This window comes from Ruegeria sp. CF3 (assembly GCF_056537365.1).
The window spans coordinates 766,541-792,169 of record NZ_JBQFRK010000002.1 but is presented as its reverse complement, the minus strand read 5'-3'; the positions used below and the strand labels follow the sequence as shown (position 1 = coordinate 792,169).

General features: G+C 58.0%; 34 protein-coding genes. 17 read left to right on the top strand and 17 right to left on the bottom strand.

What is annotated here, in order from left to right; genetic code table 11:
* The first annotated feature begins 2 nt into the window (after positions 1–2).
* The gene (locus ACR0KC_RS11325) at positions 3–1,100 is read left to right on the top strand and encodes an ABC transporter ATP-binding protein (RefSeq protein WP_480771855.1); all 1,098 of its coding nucleotides are present in this window, start codon (positions 3–5) and stop codon (positions 1,098–1,100) included.
* Between the two features lie 108 nt (positions 1,101–1,208).
* Positions 1,209–2,018 carry a methyltransferase domain-containing protein gene (locus tag ACR0KC_RS11320; protein WP_170636568.1) on the top strand — a complete coding sequence of 270 codons (810 nt, stop codon included), beginning with the start codon at positions 1,209–1,211 and terminating at the stop codon, positions 2,016–2,018.
* Positions 2,019–2,077: 59 nt separating this feature from the next.
* Here ACR0KC_RS11320 and ACR0KC_RS11315 read toward each other — a convergent pair whose 3' ends face one another.
* The gene (locus ACR0KC_RS11315; RefSeq protein WP_170408534.1) at positions 2,078–2,686 is read right to left on the bottom strand and encodes an MlaC/ttg2D family ABC transporter substrate-binding protein; all 609 of its coding nucleotides are present in this window, start codon (positions 2,684–2,686) and stop codon (positions 2,078–2,080) included.
* Positions 2,676–3,491: an MlaA family lipoprotein gene (locus tag ACR0KC_RS11310; RefSeq protein ID WP_170408533.1), complete on the bottom strand. Its 816-nt coding sequence runs from the start codon at positions 3,489–3,491 to the stop codon at positions 2,676–2,678. The genes ACR0KC_RS11315 and ACR0KC_RS11310 overlap by 11 nt, the downstream gene beginning before the upstream one ends.
* Positions 3,492–3,786: 295 nt before the next feature.
* Here ACR0KC_RS11310 and ACR0KC_RS11305 point away from each other — a divergent pair, with 295 nt between their 5' ends.
* From ACR0KC_RS11305 to ACR0KC_RS11290, 4 genes are read left to right on the top strand one after another with little or no spacing between them, the layout of a single operon-like run.
* A complete protein-coding gene (locus ACR0KC_RS11305) occupies positions 3,787–4,242 on the top strand; it encodes a RidA family protein (protein ID WP_170394820.1) in 456 nt (151 codons plus the stop codon).
* Positions 4,239–5,009, top strand: a complete 771-nt coding sequence (locus ACR0KC_RS11300) for a glycerophosphodiester phosphodiesterase family protein (RefSeq protein ID WP_170515125.1) — start codon at positions 4,239–4,241, stop codon at positions 5,007–5,009. Before ACR0KC_RS11305 ends, ACR0KC_RS11300 begins: the two co-directional genes overlap by 4 nt.
* Positions 5,010–5,054: 45 nt before the next feature.
* The gene (locus tag ACR0KC_RS11295; RefSeq protein WP_480771854.1) at positions 5,055–6,242 is read left to right on the top strand and encodes a GNAT family N-acetyltransferase; all 1,188 of its coding nucleotides are present in this window, start codon (positions 5,055–5,057) and stop codon (positions 6,240–6,242) included.
* On the top strand, positions 6,239–6,544 hold the full coding sequence (locus ACR0KC_RS11290) for a 4a-hydroxytetrahydrobiopterin dehydratase (RefSeq protein ID WP_170394812.1): 306 nt from the start codon (positions 6,239–6,241) through the stop codon (positions 6,542–6,544). Before ACR0KC_RS11295 ends, ACR0KC_RS11290 begins: the two co-directional genes overlap by 4 nt.
* On the opposite strand, the gene ACR0KC_RS11285 is transcribed toward ACR0KC_RS11290, so the two are convergent.
* From ACR0KC_RS11285 to ACR0KC_RS11270, 4 genes are all read right to left on the bottom strand, one after another.
* Entirely contained in the window at positions 6,527–6,835 is a 309-nt protein-coding gene (locus ACR0KC_RS11285; protein ID WP_480771853.1) for a hypothetical protein, read from the bottom strand. The two genes, ACR0KC_RS11290 and ACR0KC_RS11285, sit on opposite strands and share 18 nt — an antisense overlap.
* Before the next feature lie 28 nt (positions 6,836–6,863).
* Positions 6,864–7,211, bottom strand: a complete 348-nt coding sequence (locus ACR0KC_RS11280; RefSeq protein ID WP_170626752.1) for a penta-EF hand family protein — start codon at positions 7,209–7,211, stop codon at positions 6,864–6,866.
* Between the two features lie 11 nt (positions 7,212–7,222).
* On the bottom strand, positions 7,223–7,468 hold the full coding sequence (locus tag ACR0KC_RS11275) for a glycine zipper 2TM domain-containing protein (RefSeq protein ID WP_170394802.1): 246 nt from the start codon (positions 7,466–7,468) through the stop codon (positions 7,223–7,225).
* A gap of 103 nt (positions 7,469–7,571) precedes the next feature.
* Positions 7,572–8,057, bottom strand: coding sequence for a peroxiredoxin family protein (locus tag ACR0KC_RS11270; RefSeq protein WP_170408529.1), 486 nt, complete (start codon positions 8,055–8,057; stop codon positions 7,572–7,574).
* Positions 8,058–8,156: 99 nt separating this feature from the next.
* Between ACR0KC_RS11270 and ACR0KC_RS11265 the strand changes: the two genes are divergently transcribed.
* The 4 genes from ACR0KC_RS11265 to ACR0KC_RS11250 are packed head-to-tail and all read left to right on the top strand — an operon-like array spanning position 8,157 to position 10,764.
* On the top strand, positions 8,157–9,368 hold the full coding sequence (locus tag ACR0KC_RS11265) for an NAD(P)/FAD-dependent oxidoreductase (protein WP_223117218.1): 1,212 nt from the start codon (positions 8,157–8,159) through the stop codon (positions 9,366–9,368).
* The gene (gene rsmD, locus ACR0KC_RS11260) at positions 9,365–9,922 is read left to right on the top strand and encodes a 16S rRNA (guanine(966)-N(2))-methyltransferase RsmD (protein ID WP_480771852.1); all 558 of its coding nucleotides are present in this window, start codon (positions 9,365–9,367) and stop codon (positions 9,920–9,922) included. Before ACR0KC_RS11265 ends, rsmD begins: the two co-directional genes overlap by 4 nt.
* Position 9,923: 1 nt before the next feature.
* Positions 9,924–10,559 (top strand): HAD family hydrolase, encoded by a 636-nt coding sequence (locus ACR0KC_RS11255; RefSeq protein WP_170408526.1) that lies wholly within the window; start codon positions 9,924–9,926, stop codon positions 10,557–10,559.
* 25 nt (positions 10,560–10,584) lie between these two features.
* A complete protein-coding gene (locus ACR0KC_RS11250; protein ID WP_170394788.1) occupies positions 10,585–10,764 on the top strand; it encodes a hypothetical protein in 180 nt (59 codons plus the stop codon).
* On the opposite strand, the gene map is transcribed toward ACR0KC_RS11250, so the two are convergent.
* Positions 10,752–11,564, bottom strand: a complete 813-nt coding sequence (map, locus tag ACR0KC_RS11245) for a type I methionyl aminopeptidase (RefSeq protein WP_170394785.1) — start codon at positions 11,562–11,564, stop codon at positions 10,752–10,754. The genes ACR0KC_RS11250 and map overlap by 13 nt on opposite strands.
* Positions 11,565–11,673: 109 nt before the next feature.
* Positions 11,674–12,375, bottom strand: a complete 702-nt coding sequence (gene sfsA / locus ACR0KC_RS11240) for a DNA/RNA nuclease SfsA (RefSeq protein WP_170426107.1) — start codon at positions 12,373–12,375, stop codon at positions 11,674–11,676.
* Positions 12,376–12,426: 51 nt separating this feature from the next.
* On the opposite strand from sfsA, the gene ACR0KC_RS11235 reads away from it, so the two are divergent.
* The 5 genes from ACR0KC_RS11235 (at position 12,427) to ACR0KC_RS11215 (ending at position 16,299) form a co-directional block, all read left to right on the top strand.
* Complete coding sequence (locus ACR0KC_RS11235; RefSeq protein ID WP_170515093.1) at positions 12,427–13,149, top strand: molybdopterin-binding protein; 723 nt, start codon at positions 12,427–12,429, stop codon at positions 13,147–13,149.
* Positions 13,146–13,856, top strand: a complete 711-nt coding sequence (locus ACR0KC_RS11230; RefSeq protein ID WP_170598347.1) for a GNAT family N-acetyltransferase — start codon at positions 13,146–13,148, stop codon at positions 13,854–13,856. The genes ACR0KC_RS11235 and ACR0KC_RS11230 overlap by 4 nt, the downstream gene beginning before the upstream one ends.
* Positions 13,857–13,866: 10 nt before the next feature.
* A complete protein-coding gene (locus ACR0KC_RS11225) occupies positions 13,867–14,439 on the top strand; it encodes a peroxidase-related enzyme (RefSeq protein WP_480771851.1) in 573 nt (190 codons plus the stop codon).
* Entirely contained in the window at positions 14,436–15,335 is a 900-nt protein-coding gene (locus tag ACR0KC_RS11220) for an OmpA family protein (protein WP_480706487.1), read from the top strand. The genes ACR0KC_RS11225 and ACR0KC_RS11220 overlap by 4 nt, the downstream gene beginning before the upstream one ends.
* Positions 15,336–15,483: 148 nt before the next feature.
* Positions 15,484–16,299, top strand: a complete 816-nt coding sequence (locus tag ACR0KC_RS11215; protein ID WP_170514036.1) for a DUF2189 domain-containing protein — start codon at positions 15,484–15,486, stop codon at positions 16,297–16,299.
* A gap of 67 nt (positions 16,300–16,366) precedes the next feature.
* On the opposite strand, the gene ACR0KC_RS11210 is transcribed toward ACR0KC_RS11215, so the two are convergent.
* Positions 16,367–17,272: a LysR family transcriptional regulator gene (locus ACR0KC_RS11210; protein WP_170394766.1), complete on the bottom strand. Its 906-nt coding sequence runs from the start codon at positions 17,270–17,272 to the stop codon at positions 16,367–16,369.
* 228 nt (positions 17,273–17,500) lie between these two features.
* Between ACR0KC_RS11210 and ACR0KC_RS11205 the strand changes: the two genes are divergently transcribed.
* The gene (locus tag ACR0KC_RS11205) at positions 17,501–17,941 is read left to right on the top strand and encodes a DUF4399 domain-containing protein (RefSeq protein ID WP_170819197.1); all 441 of its coding nucleotides are present in this window, start codon (positions 17,501–17,503) and stop codon (positions 17,939–17,941) included.
* 26 nt (positions 17,942–17,967) lie between these two features.
* Here ACR0KC_RS11205 and ACR0KC_RS11200 read toward each other — a convergent pair whose 3' ends face one another.
* The 3 genes from ACR0KC_RS11200 to ACR0KC_RS11190 all read right to left on the bottom strand — a co-directional run bounded on the left by ACR0KC_RS11200 (position 17,968) and on the right by ACR0KC_RS11190 (position 20,729).
* Complete coding sequence (locus ACR0KC_RS11200) at positions 17,968–18,357, bottom strand: hypothetical protein (protein ID WP_480706485.1); 390 nt, start codon at positions 18,355–18,357, stop codon at positions 17,968–17,970.
* A complete protein-coding gene (locus ACR0KC_RS11195) occupies positions 18,354–18,605 on the bottom strand; it encodes a hypothetical protein (protein WP_480706483.1) in 252 nt (83 codons plus the stop codon). The genes ACR0KC_RS11200 and ACR0KC_RS11195 overlap by 4 nt, the downstream gene beginning before the upstream one ends.
* Positions 18,606–18,701: 96 nt before the next feature.
* Complete coding sequence (locus ACR0KC_RS11190; protein ID WP_480706481.1) at positions 18,702–20,729, bottom strand: FAD-dependent oxidoreductase; 2,028 nt, start codon at positions 20,727–20,729, stop codon at positions 18,702–18,704.
* A gap of 137 nt (positions 20,730–20,866) precedes the next feature.
* Between ACR0KC_RS11190 and ACR0KC_RS11185 the strand changes: the two genes are divergently transcribed.
* Positions 20,867–21,352 (top strand): RNA pyrophosphohydrolase, encoded by a 486-nt coding sequence (locus tag ACR0KC_RS11185; protein ID WP_170426121.1) that lies wholly within the window; start codon positions 20,867–20,869, stop codon positions 21,350–21,352.
* A 6-nt stretch (positions 21,353–21,358) separates the two neighbouring features.
* Here ACR0KC_RS11185 and ACR0KC_RS11180 read toward each other — a convergent pair whose 3' ends face one another.
* The 5 genes from ACR0KC_RS11180 to ACR0KC_RS11160 form a co-directional block, all read right to left on the bottom strand.
* Positions 21,359–22,696: a serine hydrolase domain-containing protein gene (locus tag ACR0KC_RS11180; protein ID WP_480706479.1), complete on the bottom strand. Its 1,338-nt coding sequence runs from the start codon at positions 22,694–22,696 to the stop codon at positions 21,359–21,361.
* Positions 22,697–22,779: 83 nt separating this feature from the next.
* Complete coding sequence (locus ACR0KC_RS11175; protein WP_170466608.1) at positions 22,780–23,769, bottom strand: adenosine kinase; 990 nt, start codon at positions 23,767–23,769, stop codon at positions 22,780–22,782.
* The gene (gene nth / locus ACR0KC_RS11170) at positions 23,766–24,410 is read right to left on the bottom strand and encodes an endonuclease III (RefSeq protein WP_170598366.1); all 645 of its coding nucleotides are present in this window, start codon (positions 24,408–24,410) and stop codon (positions 23,766–23,768) included. Before nth ends, ACR0KC_RS11175 begins: the two co-directional genes overlap by 4 nt.
* Before the next feature lie 96 nt (positions 24,411–24,506).
* Positions 24,507–25,148, bottom strand: a complete 642-nt coding sequence (locus ACR0KC_RS11165; protein WP_480706477.1) for a cysteine hydrolase family protein — start codon at positions 25,146–25,148, stop codon at positions 24,507–24,509.
* A 1-nt stretch (position 25,149) separates the two neighbouring features.
* Entirely contained in the window at positions 25,150–25,599 is a 450-nt protein-coding gene (locus ACR0KC_RS11160) for a MarR family winged helix-turn-helix transcriptional regulator (RefSeq protein ID WP_170636552.1), read from the bottom strand.
* Positions 25,600–25,629 lie beyond the last annotated feature (30 nt).

The following is a 25,629-nucleotide window of genomic DNA, read 5'->3' as shown; positions in this document are numbered from 1 at the left end:
CCATGGCTCCCATCCTTGATATCAACAATCTCTACAAGAATTACGGCGCGACCGAGATTCTGAAAGACATCAACATCTCGATCGAACCGGGCGACTTCCTGGTGTTGGTTGGCCCCTCGGGCTGCGGTAAGTCCACCCTGCTGAACTGCATTGCAGGGCTTGAGGAAATCACCGGTGGCACCTTGTCCATCGGCGGCAACGACATGACCCACGTCAGCCCCAAGGACCGCGACATCGCGATGGTGTTCCAGTCTTACGCATTGTACCCGACCATGTCGGTGGCCAAGAACATCACCTTTGGCATGAAGGTGCGCGGGGTCGATCAGGCCACGCAAGAGGCCAAGCTGAAAGAGGTCGCGTCGCTGCTTCAGATCGAGCCTTTGCTGAACCGCCGCCCCAGCCAATTGTCGGGTGGTCAGCGCCAGCGGGTCGCGATGGGCCGGGCCTTGGTGCGCGATCCCAAGCTGTTCCTGTTTGACGAGCCGCTGTCGAACTTGGACGCCAAGCTGCGGGTCGAGATGCGGACCGAGATTAAGAAGCTGCACCAGACGCTGGATGCATCGATTGTCTACGTGACCCACGACCAGATCGAAGCGATGACGCTGGCCACCAAGATCGTTGTGCTGAAAGGCGGGATCGTACAGCAGATCGGTACTCCGGCTGAGATCTACAACAACCCGGCCAACCTGTTTGTGGCGGATTTCATGGGCTCACCTGCGATGAACCTGATCCCGGCACAGGCATCGAACAATGGCTCGGGGACGCAAATCTCGATCGCGCGCGAATCCGGTGAAACGCTGGTTCTGAACGATGCACGCGTCTTGTCTCTGCCGCAGGATGTCATCCTTGGTCTACGCCCTGAAGATATCGCCGAGGCGGGGTTCCGCGCTGGCGCAGGCGTGCAGGAAGCCGCCTGCATGGTCGATATGGTCGAACCCGCAGGGGCAGATACCTATGTGGTGTCGGAATTGGGTGGCAAGCAGGTCACGGCGCGGCTGCATGCTGAAACCAGCGCGCAGGCCGGTCAATTGCTGAACCTGGCGTTCGACATGAGCAAGGTGTCCTACTTTGCCAAGGAAACGGGTGAACGGCTGAATTAAGTTGCCGTTGGCCCGCACCAACCCGGGGTGGGCCATACCAATCACAGTCGGTTTTGGCCGGTAAATTTGAAATATGCTATCTTGGGACGTAGCGAAGGGAGGCGCGCTATGTCCGATCCGTATTCCGATCTGGCCGGGCAGGATACCTCGGTCCAAGAGCGTATCGCCGAAGCTATGGAAGCGCGGTGTCTGGAGCCAGCGCAGAAAGAGATCAGGGATAGCTATCTAAGTGATTTGATTGTCCCTGAGGGCGGGTTCGCGGTTGAGCTGGGTTCAGGCACCGGGCACATCACGCAAGAGCTGCTGTCAGTTGGCGGGGTGGAGCGCGCGCTCGGCATTGAGCCCTCACCGGTTATGGTCGAACGTGCGAGAAACAGCTTCGCCAGCGAGAGCAATCTTGTTTTTGAAACCGGCGATGCAAAGGCAACCAGGCTTGAAGATAGCTCAGCAGACCTTGTTCTGGCGCATACACTGTTGTGCCATGTACCCGGCCCCGAAGATGTGGTTTCCGAGGCCTTTCGGATACTGAAACCGGGCGGGATATTCGCGATTTGCGATGGGGACTACGATACCGCCACAGCGCAGATTGCCGATTTTGATCCTCTGGATCAACTCATTCGGTTCATGATCAATCAGAACGTCACCAACCTCTGGATCATGCGCCAGATTGGCGGTGCACTCTCTCAAGCAGGTTTTGAGTTGGGCCGTCGCCGGGGACACGGTTATGTGGCCGAAGGAGAGGCGACTTACTTTCTGACCGTTATCGACCGTGGTGCGGATCGAATGGCCGAGACCGGGTTGTTGGCGCCTGAAACGGCACAGGCGCTGAAATCCGAGGCCCGGGCGCGGGTGTCTGCAAACACGTTTTTTGGCTACATGTCTTATGTCAGCCAGATCGCGCGCAAGCCTGCAACCTGAACAAAAAAGCCACCGCGCGAACGGGTCGAGCGGTGGCCGGCGTAGGATAATACCTCTGATCAGCCAGTCTTTTTCAGATCCTTGATCAGGCGATTCAGGTCGCCGCCGCGCGCATCCAGCATTGCGCCAATCTCTGTGCGCTCGGTCAGCAACAAATTCACACCTTCGATGAACATGTTGTAGAACTTTCCACGACCCGATTTGTCGGACACCAGGAATGTCACTTCGAACGGGGATGAGCCGCGCAATTTGACCGAGGTTCTGACCTCGTATCCGGTCTTGATCTTGCGCGCGTTACGCACGGTGACCTCACCGCCGATGAACTCGCGGAACCGGCGACCATATTTGCGCGAAATATAGCCTTCGAACGCTTTGGTGAACTGACGCAGCTGTGCGGATGAGGCTGTGCGTGCATCCGCCCCCAGCGCATAGCGGGCCATGATCGGCACATCACCGTATTGCACAAAGATCTTTTGAAAATCACGCAGCATGGCATTTTCGGATTTACCCGAGTCAATGATACGCGTGATATCGGCCACAACGCTGTTGACCAGCTGTTTGGCCTGCGCTTCGGTCAGCGCGAACGCGGGCAGAGGCAATGCGGCAACTGTCATCCCGGTCAGGGCGGTGGCCACAAAACGGCGTCGGTTCAACAGGTTATTCGGCATAGGGGTCCTCGTACGGGTCAAGATAGGGGTCTCTGACAGGGTCGGTCCCGGTGGTGGCGTAGGGATCGTCATACAGACCCAAATAGGCGTCTTCATCATCCCTTGCCAGTTCAAAGCGGCGATTTTGCAGGTAGATCGTGCGCGCTTGCGCGTAACTGTCTGCACTTTCGTACAGAATCGAATCAACTGTATCCGAGAACCGACCGCGATCTCCCATCCGCCGCACGACCTCGGCATAGACACCAATATTGTCGACCGGGCGGGTCGGGCTAAAGTTGATCGGATTCGAGAACAGGTTGACCACAACGCCGACCGCATCGCGCGCGGTGGACGGGCCGTAGAAGGGCAGTTCCACATAAGCACCTTCGCCCACGCCCCAGACATGCAGGGTTTCGCCGAAATCAGTATCAACAGGCGGCAGGTTCAGCTCATCCGCCGGGGCTGACAGGCCAAAGCCGCCCACGGTCGAGTTGATCAGAAAGCGCAGCAGCGCATTGCCGGACTGTTTCAGATTGCCTTGCAGCAGATAGTCCAGCGCCTGCCCGGGCATCGTCAGGTTTTCGGCAAAGTGATTGAAACTGGTAACCATCGGATCTGGTACGATCTTCACATAGCCTTTCGAGGCCGGTCGGAACAGGAATCGGTCCACACCCAGATTGAACTTGTGAATGCCCCGGTTGGTCCCTTCATAGGGGTCAAAAATCTCACCCCGCGCCGCTGCGTCCTGAGGCTGCGTCGCGCATGCCGATAGGACCGTCAGGATGCCGAATATGATCAGGTGCTTCAGACGAATGTAACTTGGCACTGTCTTCGTTACTCCGAAAATTGCCCAGCGGTATCCGGGCCTTCAATCAATACAGCCTTTGCACCCTTGGTGGCGCAATTGGTCTCACATAGAGGTTTCGCGCAGGATTTGAAACAACAACTCGCGTTTACCTCAGCCGATGGGGCGACGTAAAGTGACACGAATTCAACACTTCCTGAATAAGAGAAGACCTGCCCAGTTTGCAGGCAATGGGAAAAATCCCGCTTTCACGCTTTCGGAAACAGGTTTTCCCGGTTAGCGTCCGCGGAATCACTATGAGATGAGGATAATCCACATGAGCATCGCAGCAAAACTGGACAGCCTGGGTGTCAGCCTGTCGGACGCACCTGCTCCGGCGGCGAACTACGTTCCTTTCGTGCGCATTGGCAACATTGTCTACGTGTCGGGCCAGATCTCCAAGGCGGATGATCTGATCACTGGTAAGCTCGGTGATGATATGGATGTTGAGGCAGGCGCCGCTGCAGCCAAAGTCTGCGCCATCAACCTGTTGGCTCAGGTCAAGGCGGCCTGTGGTGGCGATATCGACAAGCTGGTGCGCGTGATCAAGCTGACCGGTTTTGTAAACTCGACCGCTGATTTCACAGAACAGCCGAAGGTGATCAACGGGGCCTCCGACTTCCTGGTCGAAGCGCTGGGCGACGCCGGTCGTCATTCGCGCTCGGCCGTCAGCGCAGCCTCATTACCTTTGGGTGTTGCCGTTGAAATCGAGGGTATTTTCGAGGTTCAATGAAACCGTCCCTTCCGTCTGAGTTCCTGCAGCGCCCGATAGCACATCGCGCGCTGCATGACATTTCTGATCAGCGGCCCGAGAATAGCCGGGCCGCCATTCGTGCCGCAATTGACGCCGGTTATGGGGTCGAGATTGATCTGCAACGCACCCGTGACAATCGGGCCATGGTGTTTCACGACTATGACATGACACGTCTGACCGGGCAGCCCGGACCGATCCAACAGATCACCGAGACACAAGCGCGGGCCCAGACGCTTCTGCATTCTGACGGTGAAGGTATCCCCTCGCTCGAAGAGGTGCTGGCCATTGTTGCAGGACGGGTGCCCTTGCTCATCGAGCTGAAGGATCAAGATGGTGCAATGGGCCCCGATATCGGCGCTTTGGAAGCAGATGTTGTAAGCGCACTGAAAGACTATGAAGGCCCGGTCGCGTTGATGTCGTTCAACCCGCATTCAGTCGCAGAGATTGCACGCCTTGCGCCACATTTGCCGCGCGGTCTCGTTACCAGCTCTTATGAGCCCAAGGTCGAGCTTCTGCCGCAAGCCGTCTGCGATCATCTGCGCAACATCCCGGATTTCGACCGCGTTGGAGCCAGCTTTATCAGCCATGAAGTCATCGATCTTGACCGCCCCCGGGTCGCTGAGTTGAAGGCACAGGGTGTGCCGATCCTGTGCTGGACCGTGCGTTCGCTTGAACAAGAAGCAGAGGCACGCAAGGTTGCCGATAATGTTACGTTCGAAGGCTATCTGGCCGAACATCCCGCTTGATCCCGGCGCGCGCGATCACAGATAAAGGTGCAGCGCGGAGGGGATATGGATCAGGCACAGATTGAGGTTCGGGTTCTGACATCGGTCTCGCAGATTTCCGCGAGCGACTGGGACAGTTGCGCCTGCCCTGAGGTTGCCGATGGCGGGCGACCGCTTGATCCGTTCACGACACATCGGTTTTTGCATGCCCTGGAAGAAAGCGGCTCGGTCGGGCGTGGTACTGGCTGGCAGCCGCAATACCTGACAGCCTATCTGGACGGGATGCTGATTGCGGCAGCCCCGATGTTTGCCAAGTCGCACTCCCAGGGTGAATACATCTTCGACCATAGCTGGGCTCATGCCTATGAAAGCGCGGGCGGGCGATATTATCCCAAGCTGCAGATCGCGGTGCCCTTCACACCCGCGACTGGCAGGCGTTTTTTGGTGCGACCCGGCTACGATGCTGTCGGGATCTCGGCGCTGGTGCAAGGAGCGGTGCAACTGGCCGCCGAGAATCGAATTTCTTCCCTGCACGCGACCTTCTGTACCGAGGCCGAGGCGCTGGCAGGGGAACAGATGGGCCTGATGGTGCGTCACTCGCAGCAGTTTCACTGGCTCAATGATGATTACGCCGATTTTGACGAGTTTCTGGCTGCGCTGTCCTCGCGCAAACGCAAGAATATCAAGAAGGAACGCACGCAGGCCTGTGATTTCGGTGGGCAGATTCGAACAATCACCGGCGATGATCTGCGACCCGAGCATTGGGACGCGTTCTGGCGGTTCTATCAGGATACCGGCGCGCGAAAATGGGGCTCACCCTACCTGACGCGACAATTCTTTGATATCGCTCAGGAAACTATGACGGATGACATCGCCTTGGTGCTGGCCGAACGCAATGGATACCCCGTCGCCGGTGCGTTAAATTTTGTCGGGCGGGAAACGCTGTATGGCCGGTATTGGGGCTGTGTCGAACATCACCCCTGCCTGCATTTCGAACTGTGTTATTATAGGGCGATCGACTTTGCCATTGCGGAAGGTCTGGCGCGGGTTGAGGCCGGTGCGCAGGGCGAGCACAAGCTGGCGCGAGGCTATCTGCCAACCCGCACGCATAGCTTGCACTGGGTTGGCGATCCGGGTTTTGCTGATGCGGTTCAGAAATATCTGGACGCCGAGTCCCACGCAGTGGGAGAAGAGATCGAGATTCTGACGGATTTTGGTCCGTTCAGGAAATCGAACCCGGAGGAACAGCAATGACCGAACTTCTGTCAACCGAGACCCGCGGCCCGCTGCTGGACCCGCTGTTCAGAAATGGCTGGACCATGGTCGAAGACCGCGATGCGATCACCAAGACCTTCATCTTCGATAATTTTGTCGCCGCCTTTGGCTGGATGACGCAGGTGGCGATCTGGGCCGAGAAATGGAACCACCACCCCGAATGGTCGAATGTCTACCGCACGGTCGAGGTGGTCCTGTCGACCCATGATGTTGGCGGTCTGTCTGCACAAGACGCCAAGCTGGCGCGTAAGATGGACAGCCTGCTAACGGTCTCCGCGTGAACCCGTACCACCGGCCAGCAATGTTGCCGTTCCCAGCTGCTTGAATTCTGCCGGGGTTATCGTGCCGTCGCTGACATTGATATTGCCCGGAATTCTGATCGTACGGGTGCCGACGGACCGCACGCTGCGGGCCGACGGATTGATGTCGAGACACCGATTTTCATAGCAGGTCAGACCGCTGGTATTGATCTGAATCTGCACCTGACCATCAGGGCCGCTGATCACCGGGGATTGCTGTACGTCACATGCGGCCAAAGCCACCAGGCTACCGAGGCAGATCCATTTAATCATGACAAGCTCCTGCCAACCAAGTTGGCGTTTAATCTAAGAGACCGTTGCCATCCTTATCCGCAGCGTCAAAATCGTTCTGCATCTGGCTGACATACTCTGCCTTTGAGATAAGACTGTCGCCATCCCGGTCAACGGCTTCGAACTGTTTGATATCCAAGAACGGTTTTGCTTCGCTCAGGCCCAGAGTGCCGTTCTTGTCTTCGTCCATTGCCTGAAATGCATAGTCCGAGAAGGCGTTGAATTCGTCCTTGGACAGGAAGCCGTCATTGTTGGTGTCGATGTTATTCAACTCGGCCTCGTGCAGTTCTGCGACGGTCTCGGCGTTTGCAGCAGCAGCCATCACGAATACGGTGGTGATAATCAATACTCGTTTCATCTCAAATCTCCTCAGCACGCGTAACGTTCGCCAGACACGCCACCCGCAGCGGCGCCCGCCGCCGTCAGGATGGTCTTGCCTGAACCACCGCCAAATTGATTGCCGATCACTCCACCGATCAGAGCGCCGCCTATGGTACCACTCAGGCAGGCGATCTCGTGCTGTCGGGCGGCCTGTTGTTGGGGGGTGGGTGCAGGGCCGCACGCCGCCAGGGCCCCGGCGGTGCCAAGAAACAATGTAAGCAATTTCAGTCGCATCAATGAACTCCCGAGTTGTATGGGCCAAGTATTGGCGCTTCGGGGCGTTGCATCAAGTTAAATGCGTTTCAAGTGGCCCCGGTCAAACCGGGGCCGACAGGGATCAGATACTATCAAGCAGGCCTTCACCAGCCGAGACCTCACAGACACCGGGGTTTTCTTCCAGATTCATCGCCACGACCTTGCCGTCTTCAACCAGCATTGCATAGCGTTTGGAGCGTGCAATCAGGCCTACGGGCGGGGCGTCGAAATCCATGCCGATGGCCTTGGTAAACTCGGACGCCGCATCAGCCAGCATGGTCAGCCCGGCCGCTGTTGCACCGGTGCTTTCTCCCCAGGCGCCCATCACGAAAGGGTCGTTGACCGAGATACAGATGATTTCTTCTACACCCTTGGCATCGAACTGGTCCTTGGTCCGCATGAAGCTTGGTACATGAGCGGTTGTGCAGGTTCCGGTGAACGCACCGGGTACAGCGAAGATCACAACCTTGCGCCCTTTGGTCTTGTCTGAAATCCTAACCTCCTCGGGGCCTTCGGCACCCATCTGGATCAGCGTGGCCTCGGGCAGCATGTCACCTGTTGCAATCATTTTTACGCTCCTGTCATTTGGATTTGCAGAGTCGGGCTTTGCCGCAATATAGGTGGTCGAAACAAAGTAACCACGTGAATTCTGCAGGGTGAGCGAAACATGAGCCATATTGTCGTGATCGGGGCAGGGCAGGCCGGTGCTTCTTTGGTAGCACGGCTGCGCAAGGACGGGTTCGAAGGTGACATCACCCTGATCGGAGCCGAGCCGCATTTGCCCTACCAACGCCCGCCCTTGTCCAAGGCTTACCTGTTGGGCGAGATGGAACTGGAGCGCCTGTTCCTGCGGCCCGAGAGCTTCTATGCCGAAAACAACATCACCCTACGGTTGGGTCAACGTGTGACGGCGATTGATCCAAAGGCCAAGACGGTGACCCTCGGCGATGAGGTGATCACCTATGATGAACTGGCGCTGACCACTGGGTCCGACCCACGCCGCCTGCCCGCAGCGATCGGGGGCGATCTTGAGGGTGTCCATGTGGTGCGAGATCTCGCCCATATCGACGAGATGGAACCTCGGGTATCGGATGGCGCCCGCGCGCTGATCGTTGGTGGCGGCTATATCGGGCTTGAAGCCGCCGCCGTTTGTGCCAAGCGCGGGGTCAGGGTGACCTTGGTCGAGATGGCCGACCGCATCCTTCAGCGTGTCGCGGCCAAAGAGACAAGCGACTACTTTCGCACGCTGCACACCGAATACGGGGCCGACATTCGTGAGGGCGTCGGGTTGGATCGTCTGGTTGGTGAAAACGGCAAAGTGAAGGGTGCTATTCTGACCGACGGCACCGAGCTTGAGGTGGATTTCGTCGTGGTTGGCGTCGGCATCGCGCCGTCGATTCAATTGGCTGAAATAGCCGGGTTAGAGCTGGATAACGGCATCAAGACCGACGCCCATGGCCGCACCTCAGATCCGTCGATCTGGGCGGCGGGCGATTGCGCGTCGTTCCCGCATGGCGAAGGCCGTATCCGCCTGGAAAGCGTGCCGAACGCCATTGATCAGGCCGAGATCGTGGCCCAGAACATGTTGGGCGCGGCTAAGGATTACACTGCAACGCCATGGTTCTGGTCCGATCAGTATGACGTCAAGCTGCAGATCGCCGGGCTGAATACCGGCTATGACCGTGTGGTGACTCGCAAGGGTGAGGGCGCGACGGTGTCTTTCTGGTACTACAAGGGAGATCAGCTGATCGCGGTCGACGCGATGAATGACCCGCGCGCCTATATGGTTGGCAAACGCCTGATTGATGCCGGCAAGACCGCTGATCCGGCTGTTGTTGCCGACCCAGAAGCGGACCTGAAACCGCTGCTCAAAGCGTGAGGATCATCGCCGGAGACTTCCGAGGCCGAGCTCTGACTTCGGTTGGCAAAGGCGATGCCGGTGCGCATCTTCGCCCGACCACTGACCGGGTAAGGGAAAGCCTGTTCAACGTTTTAAATCATCAGATCGACTTCGACGGCTTGCAGGTTCTCGACCTGTTTGCGGGCACCGGTGCATTGGGACTTGAAGCGCTGTCTCGCGGCGCGTCCCACGTCACGTTTGTCGATGATGGGAGGGTCGCGCAGGGTCTGATCCGCAAGAATATCGCCCTGACCGGAAGCGCCAGCCAGACCACTTTGATCCGGCGGGATTCGACCCGTTTGGGCGAAAACCCGGGCACTGTTTGTGATCTGGTTTTTCTGGATCCGCCTTACGGAAAAGCTCTGGGTCAAAGGGCACTGGCCGCGGCTACCCAAGGTGGTTGGCTGTCTGATGACGCTCTGATCGTCTGGGAAGAAAGCACCCCAATGACTGCGCCCGAGGGCTTCACGCTGCACGACGCGCGGAAATATGGCGACACGCATATCTCGCTGATGTGGCGCACAGGGGCCTGAGATGCACGATTTGGTTATCTTTGATTGCGACGGCGTTCTGGTCGATAGCGAGGTTTTGTCCAATCAGGTCATGGTCGACAATCTCGCTGGCCATGGTCTGCACTTGTCCTTAGCCGAATGCATGTCCCTGTTTGTCGGCGGCACCATGACCGGTGTGCGCGACAAGGCGCGCGAGCTGGGGGCTGATCTGCCGGATGACTGGACTGATCAAATCTATGCGGAAATCTACGAGACGCTGAAAGCAGGCACGCCTCTGGTCGCGGGTATCCGTGAATTGCTGGCGCAACTGGATGCAAGTGACATTCCCTACTGTGTCGCCTCAAATGGGCGGCCTGAGAAAATGAAGATCACTTTGGGCCAGAATGGTCTTTGGGAGCGTTTTCAAGATGTGATGTTTTCGGCGCAGGTGCTTGGAACGGGCAAGCCCGACCCGACCCTGTTCCTGACCGCTGCCCAGCATTTCGGCGCAACGGTGCCGGTTGTGATCGAAGACAGCGAAAACGGTGTCACCGCAGCAATGCGCGCCAATATGCGCTGCCTGGGCTATGCGGCCCATGATGATGGTGCGCGATTGGAAGAACTAGGGGCCGAAGTGTTCTCCGACATGTTACATGCGCCCAAGCTTTTGGGACTTTGAGCCATAAACGTGTTATGCTTGGTCCATGGACCGCGCTATCACACCTCCGCTCTGGGCTTTTTCGAAAGACGCCGACACCACAACTGGGCCTCCGCCCAAACCGATGCGCGCGCCGGTGTTCATTCACGACGCGGTCATCCCGTGGCGGGATGAAACCTTGCTGCTGAAGCTATTACGCGATCAGGCGACCGATCAGGACGAATAGGTCGGGTGATATTTGCCGCCCGGTGACAAGGTGAAAATCTCAACCCCATCTGCGGTCACACCGACCGAATGCTCGAACTGCGCCGACAGCGATTTGTCGCGGGTCACGGCAGTCCAGTCATCGGACAGTGTCTTGGTTTCAGGACGCCCCAGATTGACCATCGGCTCGATGGTAAAGAACATGCCCTCTTCCAACACAGCTCCGGTACCCGGACGACCATAGTGCAGGACATTTGGTGGCGCGTGGAACACCCGGCCCAGACCGTGGCCGCAGAAATCGCGTACAACGCTCATCCGATGCGCCTCGACATAGGCCTGAATGGCGTGGCCGATATCGCCGAAGGTATTGCCCGGCTTGACCATCTCGATACCTTTGAACAGTGCGTCGTGGGTCACCTGAATCAGCCGTTCGGCCTTGCGCGGCAGTTTACCCGCCACATACATGCGCGACGTATCACCGAACCAGCCATCAACGATGACGGTCACGTCGATATTCAGAATGTCGCCATCCTTCAGCTTTTTGTCACCCGGAATGCCGTGACACACCACGTGGTTCACGCTGATGCAGCTGGCGTGCTGATAACCCTTGTAGCCAATGGTTGCCGATTCCGCACCTGCATCCTCGACCATCTGAGTGATCAGCCCGTCAATCGCACCGGTGGTCTGGCCGACAAAAACATGTTCAGCAATGTCATCCAATATCCGCGCAGCCAGCGCCCCTGCCGCATGCATGCCGGCAAAGTCACTCTGTTCATAGATGCGGATACCGTCTTTGGTCAGACGGCCACGATGTTCTTTCATCGGTGCGGGACTCCAAATATTTCACGCAGCACTTCTTTTACGCTGCTTGTGCAGAAAGTACCAGAGGGCTCGGTTTTCAACTAGTAAATAGGGTCTATCAAAGAAGTTTCTAGCCCGCGCCCCATTGCCGAGCGGGCTCAACCCAGACGCCTTCGGGCGTGATCCGAGTTCCAACGACAAAGCGTTCAACCCCTATCGCCGCCTCAAACGCCGCCGCATAGGCTGGGTCAATATCATCGGCCAGTGCAAACCGATCGCAATCGGTCCTTTGCACCAAATAAAGCATGATCGCCCGGTGGCCCTGTACGGCCATCTTTGCCAGTTCGCCCAAATGTTTGGTGCCGCGTGCGGTGACGCTGTCGGGAAACTCGGCGAGGCCCGCTTGGCGTGAGAGGGTGACGCTTTTGACCTCGACATAAGCATCGGGTAGGCCCGGCCCGGTCAGCAGGAAATCGATACGGCTGTTTTCACCGTATTTGACCTCGGGGCGCACGGTTTCATAGGCGGCCAGCTCGGGGATTTCACGCGCCTCGAGCGCCAACCGAAGCGCCTTGTTGGGGACTGATGTGTCGACCCCTGTGAAATGCCCGTTCTCATGATCGACCAGCCGCCAGCCGTATTTCAGCTTTTTCTTCGGATCGTCGTTGGGCTCCAGCCAGATTTTCTCACCCGGTTCTGCGAGCCCCATCATTGAGCCCGGATTGGCGCAATGGGCTGTCACCTCGCGCCCGTCTTCCAGCCTGCAGTCTGCCAGAAAGCGTTTGTAGCGGCGGATCAGTCGAGCGGGGACAAGGGGGGTTTCAAATCGCATGGCCAAGGGCCTATACCTGCCCTAACGGTCGATCAAGAGGGAGGGCGCGTCATGGCCAATCCAACCGCTGCAATGTTGGTGATCGGGGATGAGATCCTCTCGGGCCGCACCCGCGATGCCAATATGCACTATCTTGCCGGAGAGCTGACCAAACACGGCATTGACCTGAAAGAGGTGCGCATTGTCAGCGATGACGCGCCCGCGATTGAGGCGGCGGTCAAGGCACTGTCCGATGCCCATGACCATGTGTTCACCAGCGGCGGCATCGGCCCGACCCATGATGATATCACTGCCGATTGCATCGCCCGTGCCTTTGGCGTGCATATCGATGTTCGCGACGACGCGCGTGCATTGCTTGAGGCGCATTACGAGAAATCCGGGCTGGAACTGAACGACGCTCGCCTGCGCATGGCGCGTATTCCGGAAGGGGCCGAATTGATCGACAACCCGGTCTCGACCGCGCCCGGCTTTACCATCAACAACGTCCATGTCATGGCCGGGGTGCCTTTGGTTTTTCAGGCCATGGTTGCGAGTGTTCTGCCTTCGCTCATCGGAGGTAGCCCGCTTTTGTCGCAGACGCTGCGTGTGGATCGGGGTGAAGGCGATATTGCAGCAACTTTGGCCGCACTGGCCAAAGACTTCGGCGATCTTTCGATCGGCTGTTATCCGTTTCAGACGAATGGCGTCTTCGGAGCCAACGTCGTCGTGCGCGGCACCGAGGGTGGACGGATCGATGCCGCCATGACCCGCCTTGCGAAAGAGATCGAGCTTTGAATCCCGATTGGGCCGCCGTTGTCGATGGCACATGGCCTGCCGCCGGCTATCAAACGCAAGGCCCATTTCGACTGCGGCAAGGACAGGGCGGAGGTTCACGCGTTTCTGCCGCCAATCGCACCGGGGACGTCACCAGCGCCGATATCGATGCGGCCGAAAGCGCCATGCAGGCGATGGGTCAAAAACGCATCTTCTGCCTGCGGCCCGGAGATGAGGCGCTGGATGCAATGCTTGCGCAACGCGGCTACGACATCCTTGATCCGGTTAGTATCTATTCCTGCCCGGCGCAGCAGTTGACCGATATCCCGATCCCGCGCGTGACTGTTTTCAACATCTGGGAACCGCTGGCCATCATGCGTGAGATCTGGGCGCAGGGCGGTATCGGCCCCGAACGGATTGCGATCATGTACCGGGCACCGGGCCCAAAGACCGGCCTTTTGTTGCGCCACAGCGATCAGCCCGCAGGAACCGGCTTCGTGGCGATCCATGAAGGTATCGCGATGGTTCACGCGCTGGAAATCCTACCGGATCACCGCCGCAAGGGGTTGGGCCAGTGGGCCATGCGAGCCGCGGCCTTTTGGGCGCTGGACAATGGCGCGCAGACGCTTAGCGTGATCTGTACCAAGGCGAACGCGGGGGCCAATGGCCTCTACCACTCGCTTGGGATGAAGATCGTCGGAGAATACCACTATCGCCAGCGCGTCTGAGGAGGACGAATTGACCAAACAGGACATGCCCACTGCCCTGGATCTGCCAATGGTGGACCCACTACCGTCAGAGACGCAGAAATACTTTGATATCTGTGTTGAGAAACTGGGAATGGTGCCGAATGTCCTGCGCGCCTATGCCTTCGATATCGACAAGCTGAATGCCTTCACTTCGATGTATAATGATCTGATGCTGGCCGATAGCGGGCTGACCAAGCTGGAACGCGAGATGATTGCGGTCGTGGTGTCCTCGATCAACAAATGCTTCTACTGCCTCGTGGCTCATGGCGCAGCGGTGCGGCAGCTTTCGAGCGATCCGCAGCTGGGTGAGATGCTGGTCATGAACTACCGCGTCGCCAAATTGGACGCGCGCCAACGTGCAATGCTGGATTTCGCCGCCAAGATGACCACCGCCAGCACCACAATCGAAGAGCCCGATCGCCAGCAATTGCGCGACGCCGGGTTCTCGGATCGCGACATCTGGGACATTGCCAATGTCACCGGTTTCTTCAACATGACCAATCGCGTCGCCAGCGCCACTGCGATGGTCCCTAATCCCGAGTATCACGCCCAGTTCCGATGATCCGTTTCCTGTTTCTTAGCCTCCTTCTGGCTGTGCCTGTGCAGGCGCAGGAACTGACGCTGCCTGCCAACGCCCGGCAGATATCTGACCGCACCAGCGCGCTGGACAGCTATGATTTGCCGACCGGTGAGTTTGCCGATGGCTCGGTTCCGTCGCGCACCGTCGAAGGGCGTGTTGAGCGGCTGACATGGCGACTACAGGCTGGATCCAGCACAACGCTGCAAATTCTCGCGCCGCTACGGGATCAGTTGCAGGAACAGGGCTTCGAAATCGCCTTCGAATGCGAGGCGCGCTCCTGTGGCGGGTTCGATTTCCGCTTCGGCACCGAGGTGGTGCCGACCCCCGACATGTATGTGGCGATACACGATTATCGCTTTCTGTCCGCGATCCGGGGCGCGGAGGTATTAAGCCTGCTAGTCAGTCGCAACCCGCCGGATGGCTATGTGCAGATGATCCGGGTAACCCCGCAAGGTACGCAGCCTGCGCAGCCACTTGTGATCGAGGAAACCGTTGAGGGCCCTGCCGGATTGCTAAACGATCTCAGCAGTACCGGACATGTCATCCTTGATGACCTGCACTTTCGCACCGGCGAAGTCGCGCTGGGCGAAGGGCCGTTTGCCTCGCTTGCGCTGCTTGCGGGCTATCTGGCCGACAATCCTTCGACCCGTTTGGCGCTGGTAGGGCACACGGATGATACGGGCGCATTGCAGGCCAATATTGCGGTCAGCACCAAACGGGCGGAAGCCGTGCGTGCGCGCCTGATCGAAGCGCACGGTGTTGCCGCCGACCGGATCGAGGCGCAGGGCGTAGGCTATCTTGCGCCCATCACCTCTAACGCTACGCCCGAGGGCCGCGATCTCAATCGCCGGGTCGAGGCGGTGTTGCTGGTCAACTAACAGGCGCGAGCACCGCGGACGCCCTGTGTCCCCCTTGCCCTGATGGCGCGGCCTGATGCACACTTGCAGCTAATCGGTGCGTCTGTCTTGCCATCAGGCCTGTTGGCAGGCAGTCCCACCAGTCACCATGCTTTGGGAGGAATGCGTCATGGCATCCAAAACCGAAGATACCACTCCGCCGGATAACACGGTCCCACAGCAATCCATGCCCGAGGTTAACAGGCTGACGGCCGAGGATATTACCGCATCGCTGAAGGCCGGGTTTTCCGACTTCCTCGCACACCCGGTCATGAGCGGCTTTTTCGGCCTGTTCTACGCGGTTTTCGGCATCCTGTTCGTTTGGTGCCTGGTCGGGCTTGGCAAGATCTGGATGATCATTCCTGCCGCCGTAGGCTTTCCGCTGGTTGCCCCATTTGCGGCCGCCGGGCTTTATGAAATGTCCCGTAGGATGCAGAAAGGAGAAAGCTTCGGTTGGTCCGAAATCCTCAGCGTCATGGCCCATCAACGCAAGCGCGAGATGGGTTGGATGGCCTTTGTCACCCTGTTCATTTTCTGGGTATGGACCTACCAAATCCGCCTTTGGCTGGCGATCATCCTGCAAAAGGCGTCCTTCTCGGATTTCGAAGGGTTCATGAACACCATCTTCTTCACACCGCAAGGCTGGACCTTTCTGGCGGTCGGCACCTGTATCGGCGCTTTTTTGTCGGCGGTCCTGTTCTCGGTGACTGTGGTGGCCATGCCCATGCTTCTGGATCGGGAAACCAACTTTGTTTCCGCCATGCTCACGTCCATTCGCGTGGTCGCTGAAAGCCCGGTGGTAATGCTCAGTTGGGCGGCGATCATCTCGGTCACCATGCTGTTGTCGCTGGTTCCGGCGTTTCTGGGGCTGATTTTCACACTGCCGATCCTGGGCCACACCACGTGGCACCTGTATCAGCGGGCCGTATCACCAGAGACTAACTGATGCATCGCTAGACAAAAAAAGACCCGTGCTATTCAGCACGGGCCGTTTAGGTGCCACAGGGAGAATTCTACCAATCCATCGGACCCTTTTCGGCAAAGGACTCGACAAGAAAATCAATGAAAGCCCGCACCTTGGGCTGGGTGAACCGGCCCGGCGGGTAGACCGCATAGACGCCCTGAACCTCATCCGGCAGCGATGGCATGGCGTCTACCACCTCGCCCGATTTCAGTGCTTCGGCATATAGATAGCTGGGCAGATGCGCGATCCCAAGCCCCGAGATCGCGGCGTTCAGCAGCGACTGCCCATCATTTACGCTCAGCCAGCCAGCAGTGCGGACCTGACGCTTCTCGCCCGAAGGCGCCGTCAGCTTCCACACGCTGCCCGAGGATTGGCTGGAGTAATGCAGCAGTTTGTGTTCGTTCAGATCGTCGATCTTCTGCGGGCGTCCGAACTGCTCGATATATCTCGGCGACGCGACCATGCGTTTCACTGTTTCGGTCAGCTTACGGGCGCGCAGCGTGCTGTCTTCCAGCTCGCCAATGCGCACGGCCACGTCAAAGCCTTCGGAAATCAGCTCAACATAGCGGTTGTTCAGAACCATGTTCACGGTGATGTCCGGATAGGCCGATAGGAAGTCCGACAGGACCGGCGACAGGTGATTGACGCCAAAATCTGTTGCCACAGAGATCCGCAGCAGACCAGAAGGCGCAGATTGCATCGAAGTCACCAGCGCATCCGCTTCGCCTGCGTCGTTCAGCACGCGACGGGCGCGATCATAATAGGCCAACCCGATCTCGGTTGGCGAAACCCGGCGCGTTGTCCGGTTCAAAAGCCTTGCCCCCAACCGCGCCTCGAGGCTCGAGACGTGTTTAGACACGGCTGATTTGGAGATGCCCATTTTCTTGGCCGCGTCGGTGAAACCACCCTGGTCCACCACGTTGGAAAAGGCCTCCATTTCAGTTAGTCGATCCATTCTCGTTCCCCAGGTCTTCCGTTCGTTGTCTCTTTATCGCGATCAATCTGGGCAAGAACTGGGCAGACATGGGATAATATCAGGGTTTTGAATCGGATCGTTTGCAACTAGGAAACGCCCGGGCCTATATGCCGCGGACCATGCCTTTCGATACAAAACCCCGTTTTCTGGACTTTTTTCCAATCGTGCTATGATGAGAATGGCATTTTTGTGACCACGGAGGAGACTATGAAAGCCCTATTTGCTGTCATTACCCTGTGTCTGACCGCCAGCCTTGCGTGGGCCGGAGGGGAAACACCATCGAATCCAGATGCGAAGGTCTATTTCGTCAACCTGTCTGACGGGGACACCGTGCAATCACCTGTGACCGTAGTCTTTGGCCTCAGCGGTATGGGCGTTGCCCCTGCAGGAACCGAGAAGGAAAATACAGGGCACCATCACCTCCTGATTGATCGCCCACCACTTGGTCAGGGAGAAGACGGTGCGGACGAACTGTCATACGGTCTGCCCGCAGACGACAATCACATTCATTTCGGTGGCGGTCAGACCGAGGTGACTTTGGAACTTGCTGCGGGTGAGCATACTTTGCAGCTGGTGCTTGGGGATGCAGGCCACGTCCCTCATGCGACGCCCATTGTGTCCGAGGTGATTACGATCACTGTAGAGTAACAATTCACCTTCGCCGCAAAACACGATTATGCGGCGGCAGGCAGCAGGAATATATCGCGGGCAAGCTGCATGTTGAGACGTTCCGCAGAATACCATTGGTTGAGTACTGACTTGGCCATCAGGTCGGAATTTTCCTGTGCGAAACTCTTAAAGTCAGTAGCTTGCGTGTTGGCCAGCCGCTCTGCGATCAGGCTCATGAATGCGTAGGTGATTGTCAGATTGAACTTGTCCGGTGCGCCTGCGTTCGCTGCTAACGTGCGAATTCCCTTAGCGTAGATCGCTGCGGCATCGATGAAATCATACTTGTGTAGCAGGTCATAAGCGACTTGCACATGTTCGGCGTGTCCGAACGTTGCGTTGTCGATTGCGTGTGCTTCAAATGCGATGGTGACGTCGGCGTATCGCGATGCGCTCATTCTTCATCCTCCTTGAAACGGTGGCTGTCTTCGGCTGTCCAATCGAAGTCGTAGACACTTTTGAGCTGTTTGATCTTCTTCAGTGTCTCTTCAGAGAAGGCTGGCTTGTTCTCAAGGCTGTGCAGCGCGATGCCCTCAATCAGGTCGCCAAGGGTCATGTCCAGCGATTCTGCCAGCCCTTTGAGAACTTTCAGAAGCCGCTTCTCGATTCGAATTCCTGTTTGGGTGCGTTCTATTTTCTGACTCATGTTGTACATATGTATATTGATAACAATTGAGTCAAGGAAAACGAAAAAAGCCGCCTCTTCCGGGGCGGCTTTCTCCAGCGCACTGGCATTACAACGTCAGAACGCTGCTGCCAGACGTGTGCCCTGATTGATCGCACGTTTGGCGTCCAGCTCAGCTGCCACATCTGCTCCACCAATCACATGCGGGGTCATTCCACGTTCGATCAGCTCATCCGCCAGCGATCGGTCCGAGACCTGCCCGGCACATAGGACGATCGACTCGGCTGCGATCACGGTTGGATCATCGCGGGTTTCACCAAAGCTGACATGCAGGCCGTCCTCGTCGATGCGCTCATAATTCACACCACCAACGAAACTGACGTCCTTCATCTTTAGCGTCGCGCGGTGGATCCAGCCCGTTGTCTTTCCCAGCCCCTTGCCGTGACGCTGCGCCTTGCGCTGCAGCAGCGTGACCTGCCGTGCTGGTGCTTCGGGCTGCGGGCCCTCGGGGGCCAGGCCCGAGCGGTGTTCTGCGGGGTCGGTCACGCCCCACTCCTTCATCCACAATGGAAGGTCCGTGGTTGGGCTGTGACCGTCTTCCAGCAGAAATTCGGAGACATCGAACCCGATGCCTCCGGCCCCGATCACGGCGACGGTGCTGCCGACCTCGGCCTTGTCGCGCAGCACGTCGATGTAGCTGAGCACATTGTCCCGATCCTGGCCGGGAATCTGTGGATCACGTGGAGTGACACCGGTGGCGATGACCACCTCATCATAACCGGTCAGATCATCCGCGCTGACCTCGCGGTTCAGTTCGACCGTCACGCCTAGGTCGTCCATCATGGTACGGTACCAGTCGACCAGTCCCCAGAACTCTTCTTTCCCTGGCACCTGTTTGGCCATGTTCAACTGCCCGCCTATCTCGGCCGCGCGATCAAACAGGGTTACATCATGGCCGCGCTGGGCAGCTGTCATCGCGGTGGACAAACCTGCAGGGCCAGCGCCGACAACGGCCACTGTCTTGCGTGTCTCGGCCTTGCCGATCACCAATTCAGTCTCATGACAGGCGCGCGGATTCACCAAGCATGAGGTCAGCTTGCCGCTGAAAGTGTGGTCCAGACAGGCCTGATTGCATGCGATGCACGGGGCGATCTTCGCGGCCTCATCCGCAATCGCCTTGTTCACGAAATCCGCGTCGGCCAGCATGGGCCGCGCCAGAGACACCATATCGGCGCAACCGGTCGATAGAACTTCTTCGGCAACCTCAGGCGTGTTGATCCGGTTCGAGGTGATCACTGGAATCCCGACTTTACCCATCAGCTTCTTGGTAACCCACGCAAATGCAGCACGGGGAACGCTGGTGGCAATCGTTGGAATCCGCGCCTCGTGCCAGCCGATACCGGTGTTGATGATCGTTGCCCCGGCCTGCTCAATCCGCTGCGCAAGTTCAACGACTTCGTCATGGGTCGACCCATTGGGCACAAGATCAATCATCGAAAGGCGATAGATGATGATGAAATCGCTCCCCACGGCTTCCCGCGTGCGGCGCACCACCTCAATGGGCAGACGCATCCTGTTCTCGTATGACCCACCCCAGCGATCCTCGCGCTTGTTGGTGTGGGTCACGAGGAACTGGTTCAGGAAATACCCCTCGGAGCCCATGATCTCGACCCCGTCATAGCCCGCCTTCTGGGCCAGAACAGCCGCGTTGACGATATCGCCGATCTGCTTCTCGATGCCCTCTTCGTCCAGCTCATGCGGCGGAAACGGAGAAATTGGAGATTTCACCGGGCTGGGGGCGACGCATTTCGGCCCATAGGCGTACCGCCCCGCATGCAGGATTTGCATGGCGATCTTGCCGCCAGCCTCATGCACGCGTCGGGTGACGATGGAATGGTTCGCCACCTCTGTATCGTTGGTCATCATCGAAGCCCCCGGCAGCACCGAGCCTTCAAGGTTTGGGCCAATCCCACCGGTCACCATCAGCGCCACACCGCCGCGCGCCCGGTCTGCGTAGAATTCAGCAACCCGATTCCAATCGCCAGTCTCTTCCAGCCCGGTATGCATCGAGCCCATCAGCACGCGGTTCTTCAACGTGGTAAAGCCCAGATCCAGCGGGGCCAGCATGTTTGGGTACGCAGTCATGGCAAACTCTCCCTCCCGACTTTGACCGTCAGATTGACCTTCGCGTCACCTTTGTCACGCGAAACCTAACGTCATTCCCTTTGCCTTTACTGCGGCGCTTGCTAGAGACGCAGCAAAGCTTAATCACGAGGCCGCGCATGACCCCTGATGAAATCGCCAAACTGCCCTATCGCCCCTGCGTGGGACTGATGTTGATGAATGCCGAGGGTCTGATCTTTGTCGGTCAGCGCAATGATCGCCACAAGGACGCCTGGCAGATGCCTCAGGGCGGCGTGGACAAGGGCGAAGACCCGCGCGATGCGGCCCTGCGCGAGCTTTGGGAAGAAACTGGTGTAACCAGCGATCTGGTCGACATCATCGCCGAGACCGACGGCTGGCTGCCCTATGACCTACCGCATGACATTGTGCCGAAAATCTGGAAGGGCCGGTATCGCGGACAGGAGCAGAAGTGGTACCTGATGCGGTTCTTAGGCCGGGATGATCAGATCGATATCGCAACCGAGCACCCCGAGTTCACCCACTGGAAATGGCAGACCACGACGCGGCTGGTCGATGAGATCGTGCCGTTCAAAAAGGACGTCTACCAGCAGGTGCTTTCTGCGTTTCAGCCGCATCTCGGGTAGTTCGGGTTAGGAACCAAGCGCCGTAATCACCGCTTTGGCTAGCGGCAGCGGGGAATAACCGGTATCGGACGGTGTAAGCCCCAATCGCACGATCACCAAATCACGCGAAGGGAATATCCCGACCGATTGCCCATCATGTCCGGCCATCCAGACTGCATCTTCGAACGGGGGTTCTCCACCCGGCACGTCGCGCCACAAGTGACCTTTGGCATATGCCCCGCCCGAGACAGCAACCGGTTCGAACATCCAGTCAGTGAACCTTTCGGGCAGAATTTGCTGCCCTTCCCATGTGCCGCCCTGCAGCAGGAATTGCCCATATCGTGCCCAATCCCGCGCTGTGGCGTACATATAGCTTGAGCCGACAAAGGTGTCAGAAACATCAGTTTCAAGTATGGCCGAGGTCATGCCCAGTGGCAGCAGGAGTGCGCGCTGCGGATAGGACAAGCTGTCATCTTTGATCTGATCCTGCCAGACCCGCGCCAAGACGGTGGATGTGCCCGACGAATAGTTGAATTCAGTATTTGGCTCAGCCTCGGCCTCAAGCGAAGTGACAAACCCCGCCATGTCGTCGCTCAGATATAACATCCGAGTCACGTCCGAGACGTCACCATAGCCTTCGTTCCATCGCAGGCCGCTGGACATGGTCAACATATCCTCGACGGTAATGTGTTGCCGGTTGTCCTCTGCCCAATCGGGAAATGAGTCGACCAGTGTATCCGTCAACTTCATCTGACCGGATTTTATCAGCGTTCCAATCAATCCAGAGGTTATGGTTTTGGTCATTGACCAGCCCAGAAGAGGGGTATTTTCGTCGAATCCATCCGCATAAGCCTCACCAATGATCCGGCCATCATGCACCACAACTACGGCGCGGAAGCCCTCTCCCAGAATGGTCGGGTCCGACAGAACCATTGCCAATTTGGAGTTCTGCGTTGGGGCCACTGTGGTGCCTTCCGGCCAAAGTGCATCAGACAGCGCGGGCAGAGTGTTTAGCTGGGTGTTGACCGGTTGGGCCTCATGCGTATTCGCACATCCCAGCCCCTCGCGATATTGGCTGGTCGCAGGGGCGAAGATCCCGAGTAGCTTTGCAGATACTGATTGCGCCTCGGGGTCAACCGAGACCGAGACGTGTTTCAGCAACGGATGCCCGGGCGCCTGCACATCAACCGCCAGAACCTCTTGCGCATCCCGCCCGGCGATGAACACGTTAGAACAGACGATCTTGGCCGAATAGTTGGTCCCGACTCGCAACAGGTCGGGCGGAGAGATCAGCAGGTACCCAACGCCGGCCACAAGCCCCAACGCCAATGTTCCTGCGGTGATCCTGAGTGCTCTGCCCAACATGAATTGGCTCCCCCCCTTACATCCAAAAAAAGGGTAGCCATCCCGAAATGTGACGCACCAGCGTTACGTTGCGTTTCGCGGGATCAGAGCAATCCCTCAGCCCGCAGCAATTCCTGCATATTCGCCTCGGGCCGGGGGCCGATATGGCTGATGACTTCGCGTGCGCAGACGTTGCCAATTTTTGCGCAGGTCTCGTAATCGCGGCCCGTCGCCATGCCGAACAGGAATCCGGCGGCGAATTGATCGCCCGCGCCGGTCGCGTCCACCGGTACGACCTTTTCAACCGGTACATCGATGCGCGCGTTGCCGTTCAGAACAGTCACCCCGTCGCCCGACCGGGTGCAAACGACCAGAGGGCAAATCTCGGCCGTTTTCGCCAGCGCCTCCTCAAGATCGTCGGTTTCGAACAGCGATTTGATCTCGGCCTCGTTGCCGATTACAAAATCCAGCTCATTCTCGATCAGCAGCAGGAAATCGACCCGGTGCCGTTCTACACAGAACGGGTCAGAAATGGCGATGCCCGCCTTGCCGCCACCCTTATGGCAGTTGCGCGCGGCTTCAAGGAACGCGGCTTTGCCCTTTTCCTTGTCGAACAGATAGCCCTCGAGGAACATGATCTGGCTGTTGCCCGCGACGTCTTCCGAGACATCCCGAGAAGACAGCTCGGACGATATACCCAGATAGGTGTTCATCGACCGCTCGCCATCCGGTGAGACAAAGATCATCGAACGCGAGGTTGGCAGCTCGCCCCCCGGCACCGGCGGGTTCACAAAATCCACCCCGTCTTCGTTCATCGCATCGGCATAGAAACGGCCCAGCGCATCATCATGCACCCGCCCGATAAACGCCGAATCCAGACCCAGTGCACCCGCACCCGCAATGGTATTGGCAACCGAGCCACCCGGAGTCTGCACCCGGCCTTCCATCGAGGCGTACAGTACCTCGCCGCGTTCCTGTTCGATCAGCTGCATGATGCCCTTTTCGATGCCCATCAGCTCAAGGAAACTGTCATCGGCTTGGGAAATCACGTCCACAACGGCGTTTCCGATGCCGGTCAGTTGGTAGGTTTTCATAGAGTCTTGTCCTCAAATTCGCAGAGATCGCGGATGATACAGGTAGGGCACTGCGGTTTGCGTGCCTTGCAGTGATAGCGGCCATGCAGGATCAGCCAGTGATGCGCATGCAGCTGAAAGTCGGTCGGTATGTTGTCTTCGATGGCGCGTTCGACGGCGTCCACATTCTTGCCCGGACAAATGCCGGTGCGGTTACCGACGCGGAAGATATGCGTGTCCACCGCCTGCGCCGGATATCGCCACCACATGTTCAGGACAACATTGGCTGTCTTGCGCCCCACACCCGGTAGCGATTGAAGCGCCGCGCGGGAGTTGGGCACCTCACCGCCATAGTCTTCGACCAGAATGCGACTCAGCTTGATTACGTTCTTGGCCTTCTGGCGGAACAGGCCGATGGTCTTGATATGTTCGATCAGACCTTCTTCGCCCAGATCCAGCATCTTCTGCGGCGTGTCGGCGATCTTGAATAGCGCGCGCGTAGCCTTGTTGACGCCGGCATCGGTCGCCTGCGCTGACAGTGCGACGGCAACGACCAGAGTATAGACGTTTACATGCTCCAACTCGCCCTTGGGTTCAGGGTCGGCGTCGTGAAAACGCGTAAAGATCTCGCGGATCTTGTGGTATCCAAGTTGTTTGGCCATCCGAGCCTTAATGCCCTGCCAGACAAGCGGTCGCAATTGAAAAGGTGCGTTTTGGTTTTGCCTAGGCGCGGGTCTTGGTCGATTTATCCCTATGCCTCACGTCTGCAGTCGGAAATCCACCCCCGCCGTTGCAAGTTGATCCCTGATCCCCTGCCACCGGTTCGGATCAGCTGCCAGTACAGCCGCCGGATCGATCTGAACCCGATATCCTCGATTAAGCGCGCCCTGCGCGGTCTTATTCACGCAATGACACCCGTCCAACCCTGTCAGAACCAGCGTTCCGATCCGTTTGTCTTGCAGGAACCGTTCAAAGCCCGGCGAAGAAAAGGCGTCACCTACGGATTTTACAAACTCGGCATCGGGATTCAGCGCAAGACGCGGATCCAACCCAACTCCGTCGGAACCTGCGTTGCCGCGCCCCTGATTGAACCACCCGTTCAGCAAGTTCGCCAGCCGTCCCTTGAATTCATGACGGATGGCAATCACGGACCAGTCAGACTGGCGGGCGCTGTCCGTCGTTGACCGGATCGTCGACAAGACACCTTCAATTTGTGCGTCATCCCAGGTGGGTATCGAGGTAAAATCTGTTTGCATATCGATCACCAGCAGCGCCGTTTCAGGCCGCGATGCCAGGTCTATTTTGGCTCCGGTTGTCGGAGTGCCAATCTTTCGGATTTGCAAGAGGATGTACAACACGGCGATCATGATGCTTGCCGCCATTATCCAAAGGACGGTCATGTCAGGCCTCCTTGGCGAGTTCTGCGAAATAGCGGGTCAGGGCCAGCTGAACCTTGTGATAGGCGGCAAGCTCTGACGCAGAAAAATCCTGTGCAAAGCGTGTCAGCTTGGCCATCTCATCCGCTCTGATAGCCGTGATCGTCTCTTCGCCCGCAGGGCTCAGCCGGTAGCAGTAGGTGCCTGCACGTTTGGGATTGGGCTGGCTTTCGATCAGCTGTGCGCCCATCAGCTCTTTTAAGATGCGCGAGACATATTGTCGTTTCAGCTGCAGCTCGGCGCATAGCACCGGGGCTGTCGCGCCGGGAGATAGCGACAGACCTTCCAAAAGGGCACGTTGCCCGACGGTCACGCCTTTGCGCTGGCTGCCCTGCTCAACCGCTGCCGTGATGTTCCGCAGCAAAGGCCGGGTGGCCTGAACTGCCTGATAAAGCTGATCCAACCTGTGTCCCATACCTGAATGGTAGGAGAAATCGATTTGATT

What these genes read in the sequence shown, in the direction of transcription:
- ACR0KC_RS11325 (WP_480771855.1), top strand. Translation starts at nt 3, where the DNA reads ATGGCTCCCATCCTTGATATCAACAATCTCTACAAGAATTACGGCGCG.
- ACR0KC_RS11320 (WP_170636568.1), top strand. Translation starts at nt 1,209, where the DNA reads ATGTCCGATCCGTATTCCGATCTGGCCGGGCAGGATACCTCGGTCCAA.
- ACR0KC_RS11315 (WP_170408534.1), bottom strand. Translation starts at nt 2,686, where the DNA reads ATGCCGAATAACCTGTTGAACCGACGCCGTTTTGTGGCCACCGCCCTG.
- ACR0KC_RS11305 (WP_170394820.1), top strand. Translation starts at nt 3,787, where the DNA reads ATGAGCATCGCAGCAAAACTGGACAGCCTGGGTGTCAGCCTGTCGGAC.
- ACR0KC_RS11300 (WP_170515125.1), top strand. Translation starts at nt 4,239, where the DNA reads ATGAAACCGTCCCTTCCGTCTGAGTTCCTGCAGCGCCCGATAGCACAT.
- ACR0KC_RS11295 (WP_480771854.1), top strand. Translation starts at nt 5,055, where the DNA reads ATGGATCAGGCACAGATTGAGGTTCGGGTTCTGACATCGGTCTCGCAG.
- ACR0KC_RS11290 (WP_170394812.1), top strand. Translation starts at nt 6,239, where the DNA reads ATGACCGAACTTCTGTCAACCGAGACCCGCGGCCCGCTGCTGGACCCG.
- ACR0KC_RS11285 (WP_480771853.1), bottom strand. Translation starts at nt 6,835, where the DNA reads ATGATTAAATGGATCTGCCTCGGTAGCCTGGTGGCTTTGGCCGCATGT.
- ACR0KC_RS11280 (WP_170626752.1), bottom strand. Translation starts at nt 7,211, where the DNA reads ATGAAACGAGTATTGATTATCACCACCGTATTCGTGATGGCTGCTGCT.
- ACR0KC_RS11275 (WP_170394802.1), bottom strand. Translation starts at nt 7,468, where the DNA reads ATGCGACTGAAATTGCTTACATTGTTTCTTGGCACCGCCGGGGCCCTG.
- ACR0KC_RS11270 (WP_170408529.1), bottom strand. Translation starts at nt 8,057, where the DNA reads ATGATTGCAACAGGTGACATGCTGCCCGAGGCCACGCTGATCCAGATG.
- ACR0KC_RS11265 (WP_223117218.1), top strand. Translation starts at nt 8,157, where the DNA reads ATGAGCCATATTGTCGTGATCGGGGCAGGGCAGGCCGGTGCTTCTTTG.
- ACR0KC_RS11255 (WP_170408526.1), top strand. Translation starts at nt 9,924, where the DNA reads ATGCACGATTTGGTTATCTTTGATTGCGACGGCGTTCTGGTCGATAGC.
- ACR0KC_RS11250 (WP_170394788.1), top strand. Translation starts at nt 10,585, where the DNA reads ATGGACCGCGCTATCACACCTCCGCTCTGGGCTTTTTCGAAAGACGCC.
- map (WP_170394785.1), bottom strand. Translation starts at nt 11,564, where the DNA reads ATGAAAGAACATCGTGGCCGTCTGACCAAAGACGGTATCCGCATCTAT.
- sfsA (WP_170426107.1), bottom strand. Translation starts at nt 12,375, where the DNA reads ATGCGATTTGAAACCCCCCTTGTCCCCGCTCGACTGATCCGCCGCTAC.
- ACR0KC_RS11235 (WP_170515093.1), top strand. Translation starts at nt 12,427, where the DNA reads ATGGCCAATCCAACCGCTGCAATGTTGGTGATCGGGGATGAGATCCTC.
- ACR0KC_RS11220 (WP_480706487.1), top strand. Translation starts at nt 14,436, where the DNA reads ATGATCCGTTTCCTGTTTCTTAGCCTCCTTCTGGCTGTGCCTGTGCAG.
- ACR0KC_RS11215 (WP_170514036.1), top strand. Translation starts at nt 15,484, where the DNA reads ATGGCATCCAAAACCGAAGATACCACTCCGCCGGATAACACGGTCCCA.
- ACR0KC_RS11210 (WP_170394766.1), bottom strand. Translation starts at nt 17,272, where the DNA reads ATGGATCGACTAACTGAAATGGAGGCCTTTTCCAACGTGGTGGACCAG.
- ACR0KC_RS11205 (WP_170819197.1), top strand. Translation starts at nt 17,501, where the DNA reads ATGAAAGCCCTATTTGCTGTCATTACCCTGTGTCTGACCGCCAGCCTT.
- ACR0KC_RS11200 (WP_480706485.1), bottom strand. Translation starts at nt 18,357, where the DNA reads ATGAGCGCATCGCGATACGCCGACGTCACCATCGCATTTGAAGCACAC.
- ACR0KC_RS11195 (WP_480706483.1), bottom strand. Translation starts at nt 18,605, where the DNA reads ATGAGTCAGAAAATAGAACGCACCCAAACAGGAATTCGAATCGAGAAG.
- ACR0KC_RS11190 (WP_480706481.1), bottom strand. Translation starts at nt 20,729, where the DNA reads ATGACTGCGTACCCAAACATGCTGGCCCCGCTGGATCTGGGCTTTACC.
- ACR0KC_RS11185 (WP_170426121.1), top strand. Translation starts at nt 20,867, where the DNA reads ATGACCCCTGATGAAATCGCCAAACTGCCCTATCGCCCCTGCGTGGGA.
- ACR0KC_RS11180 (WP_480706479.1), bottom strand. Translation starts at nt 22,696, where the DNA reads ATGTTGGGCAGAGCACTCAGGATCACCGCAGGAACATTGGCGTTGGGG.
- ACR0KC_RS11175 (WP_170466608.1), bottom strand. Translation starts at nt 23,769, where the DNA reads ATGAAAACCTACCAACTGACCGGCATCGGAAACGCCGTTGTGGACGTG.
- nth (WP_170598366.1), bottom strand. Translation starts at nt 24,410, where the DNA reads ATGGCCAAACAACTTGGATACCACAAGATCCGCGAGATCTTTACGCGT.
- ACR0KC_RS11165 (WP_480706477.1), bottom strand. Translation starts at nt 25,148, where the DNA reads ATGACCGTCCTTTGGATAATGGCGGCAAGCATCATGATCGCCGTGTTG.
- ACR0KC_RS11160 (WP_170636552.1), bottom strand. Translation starts at nt 25,599, where the DNA reads ATGGGACACAGGTTGGATCAGCTTTATCAGGCAGTTCAGGCCACCCGG.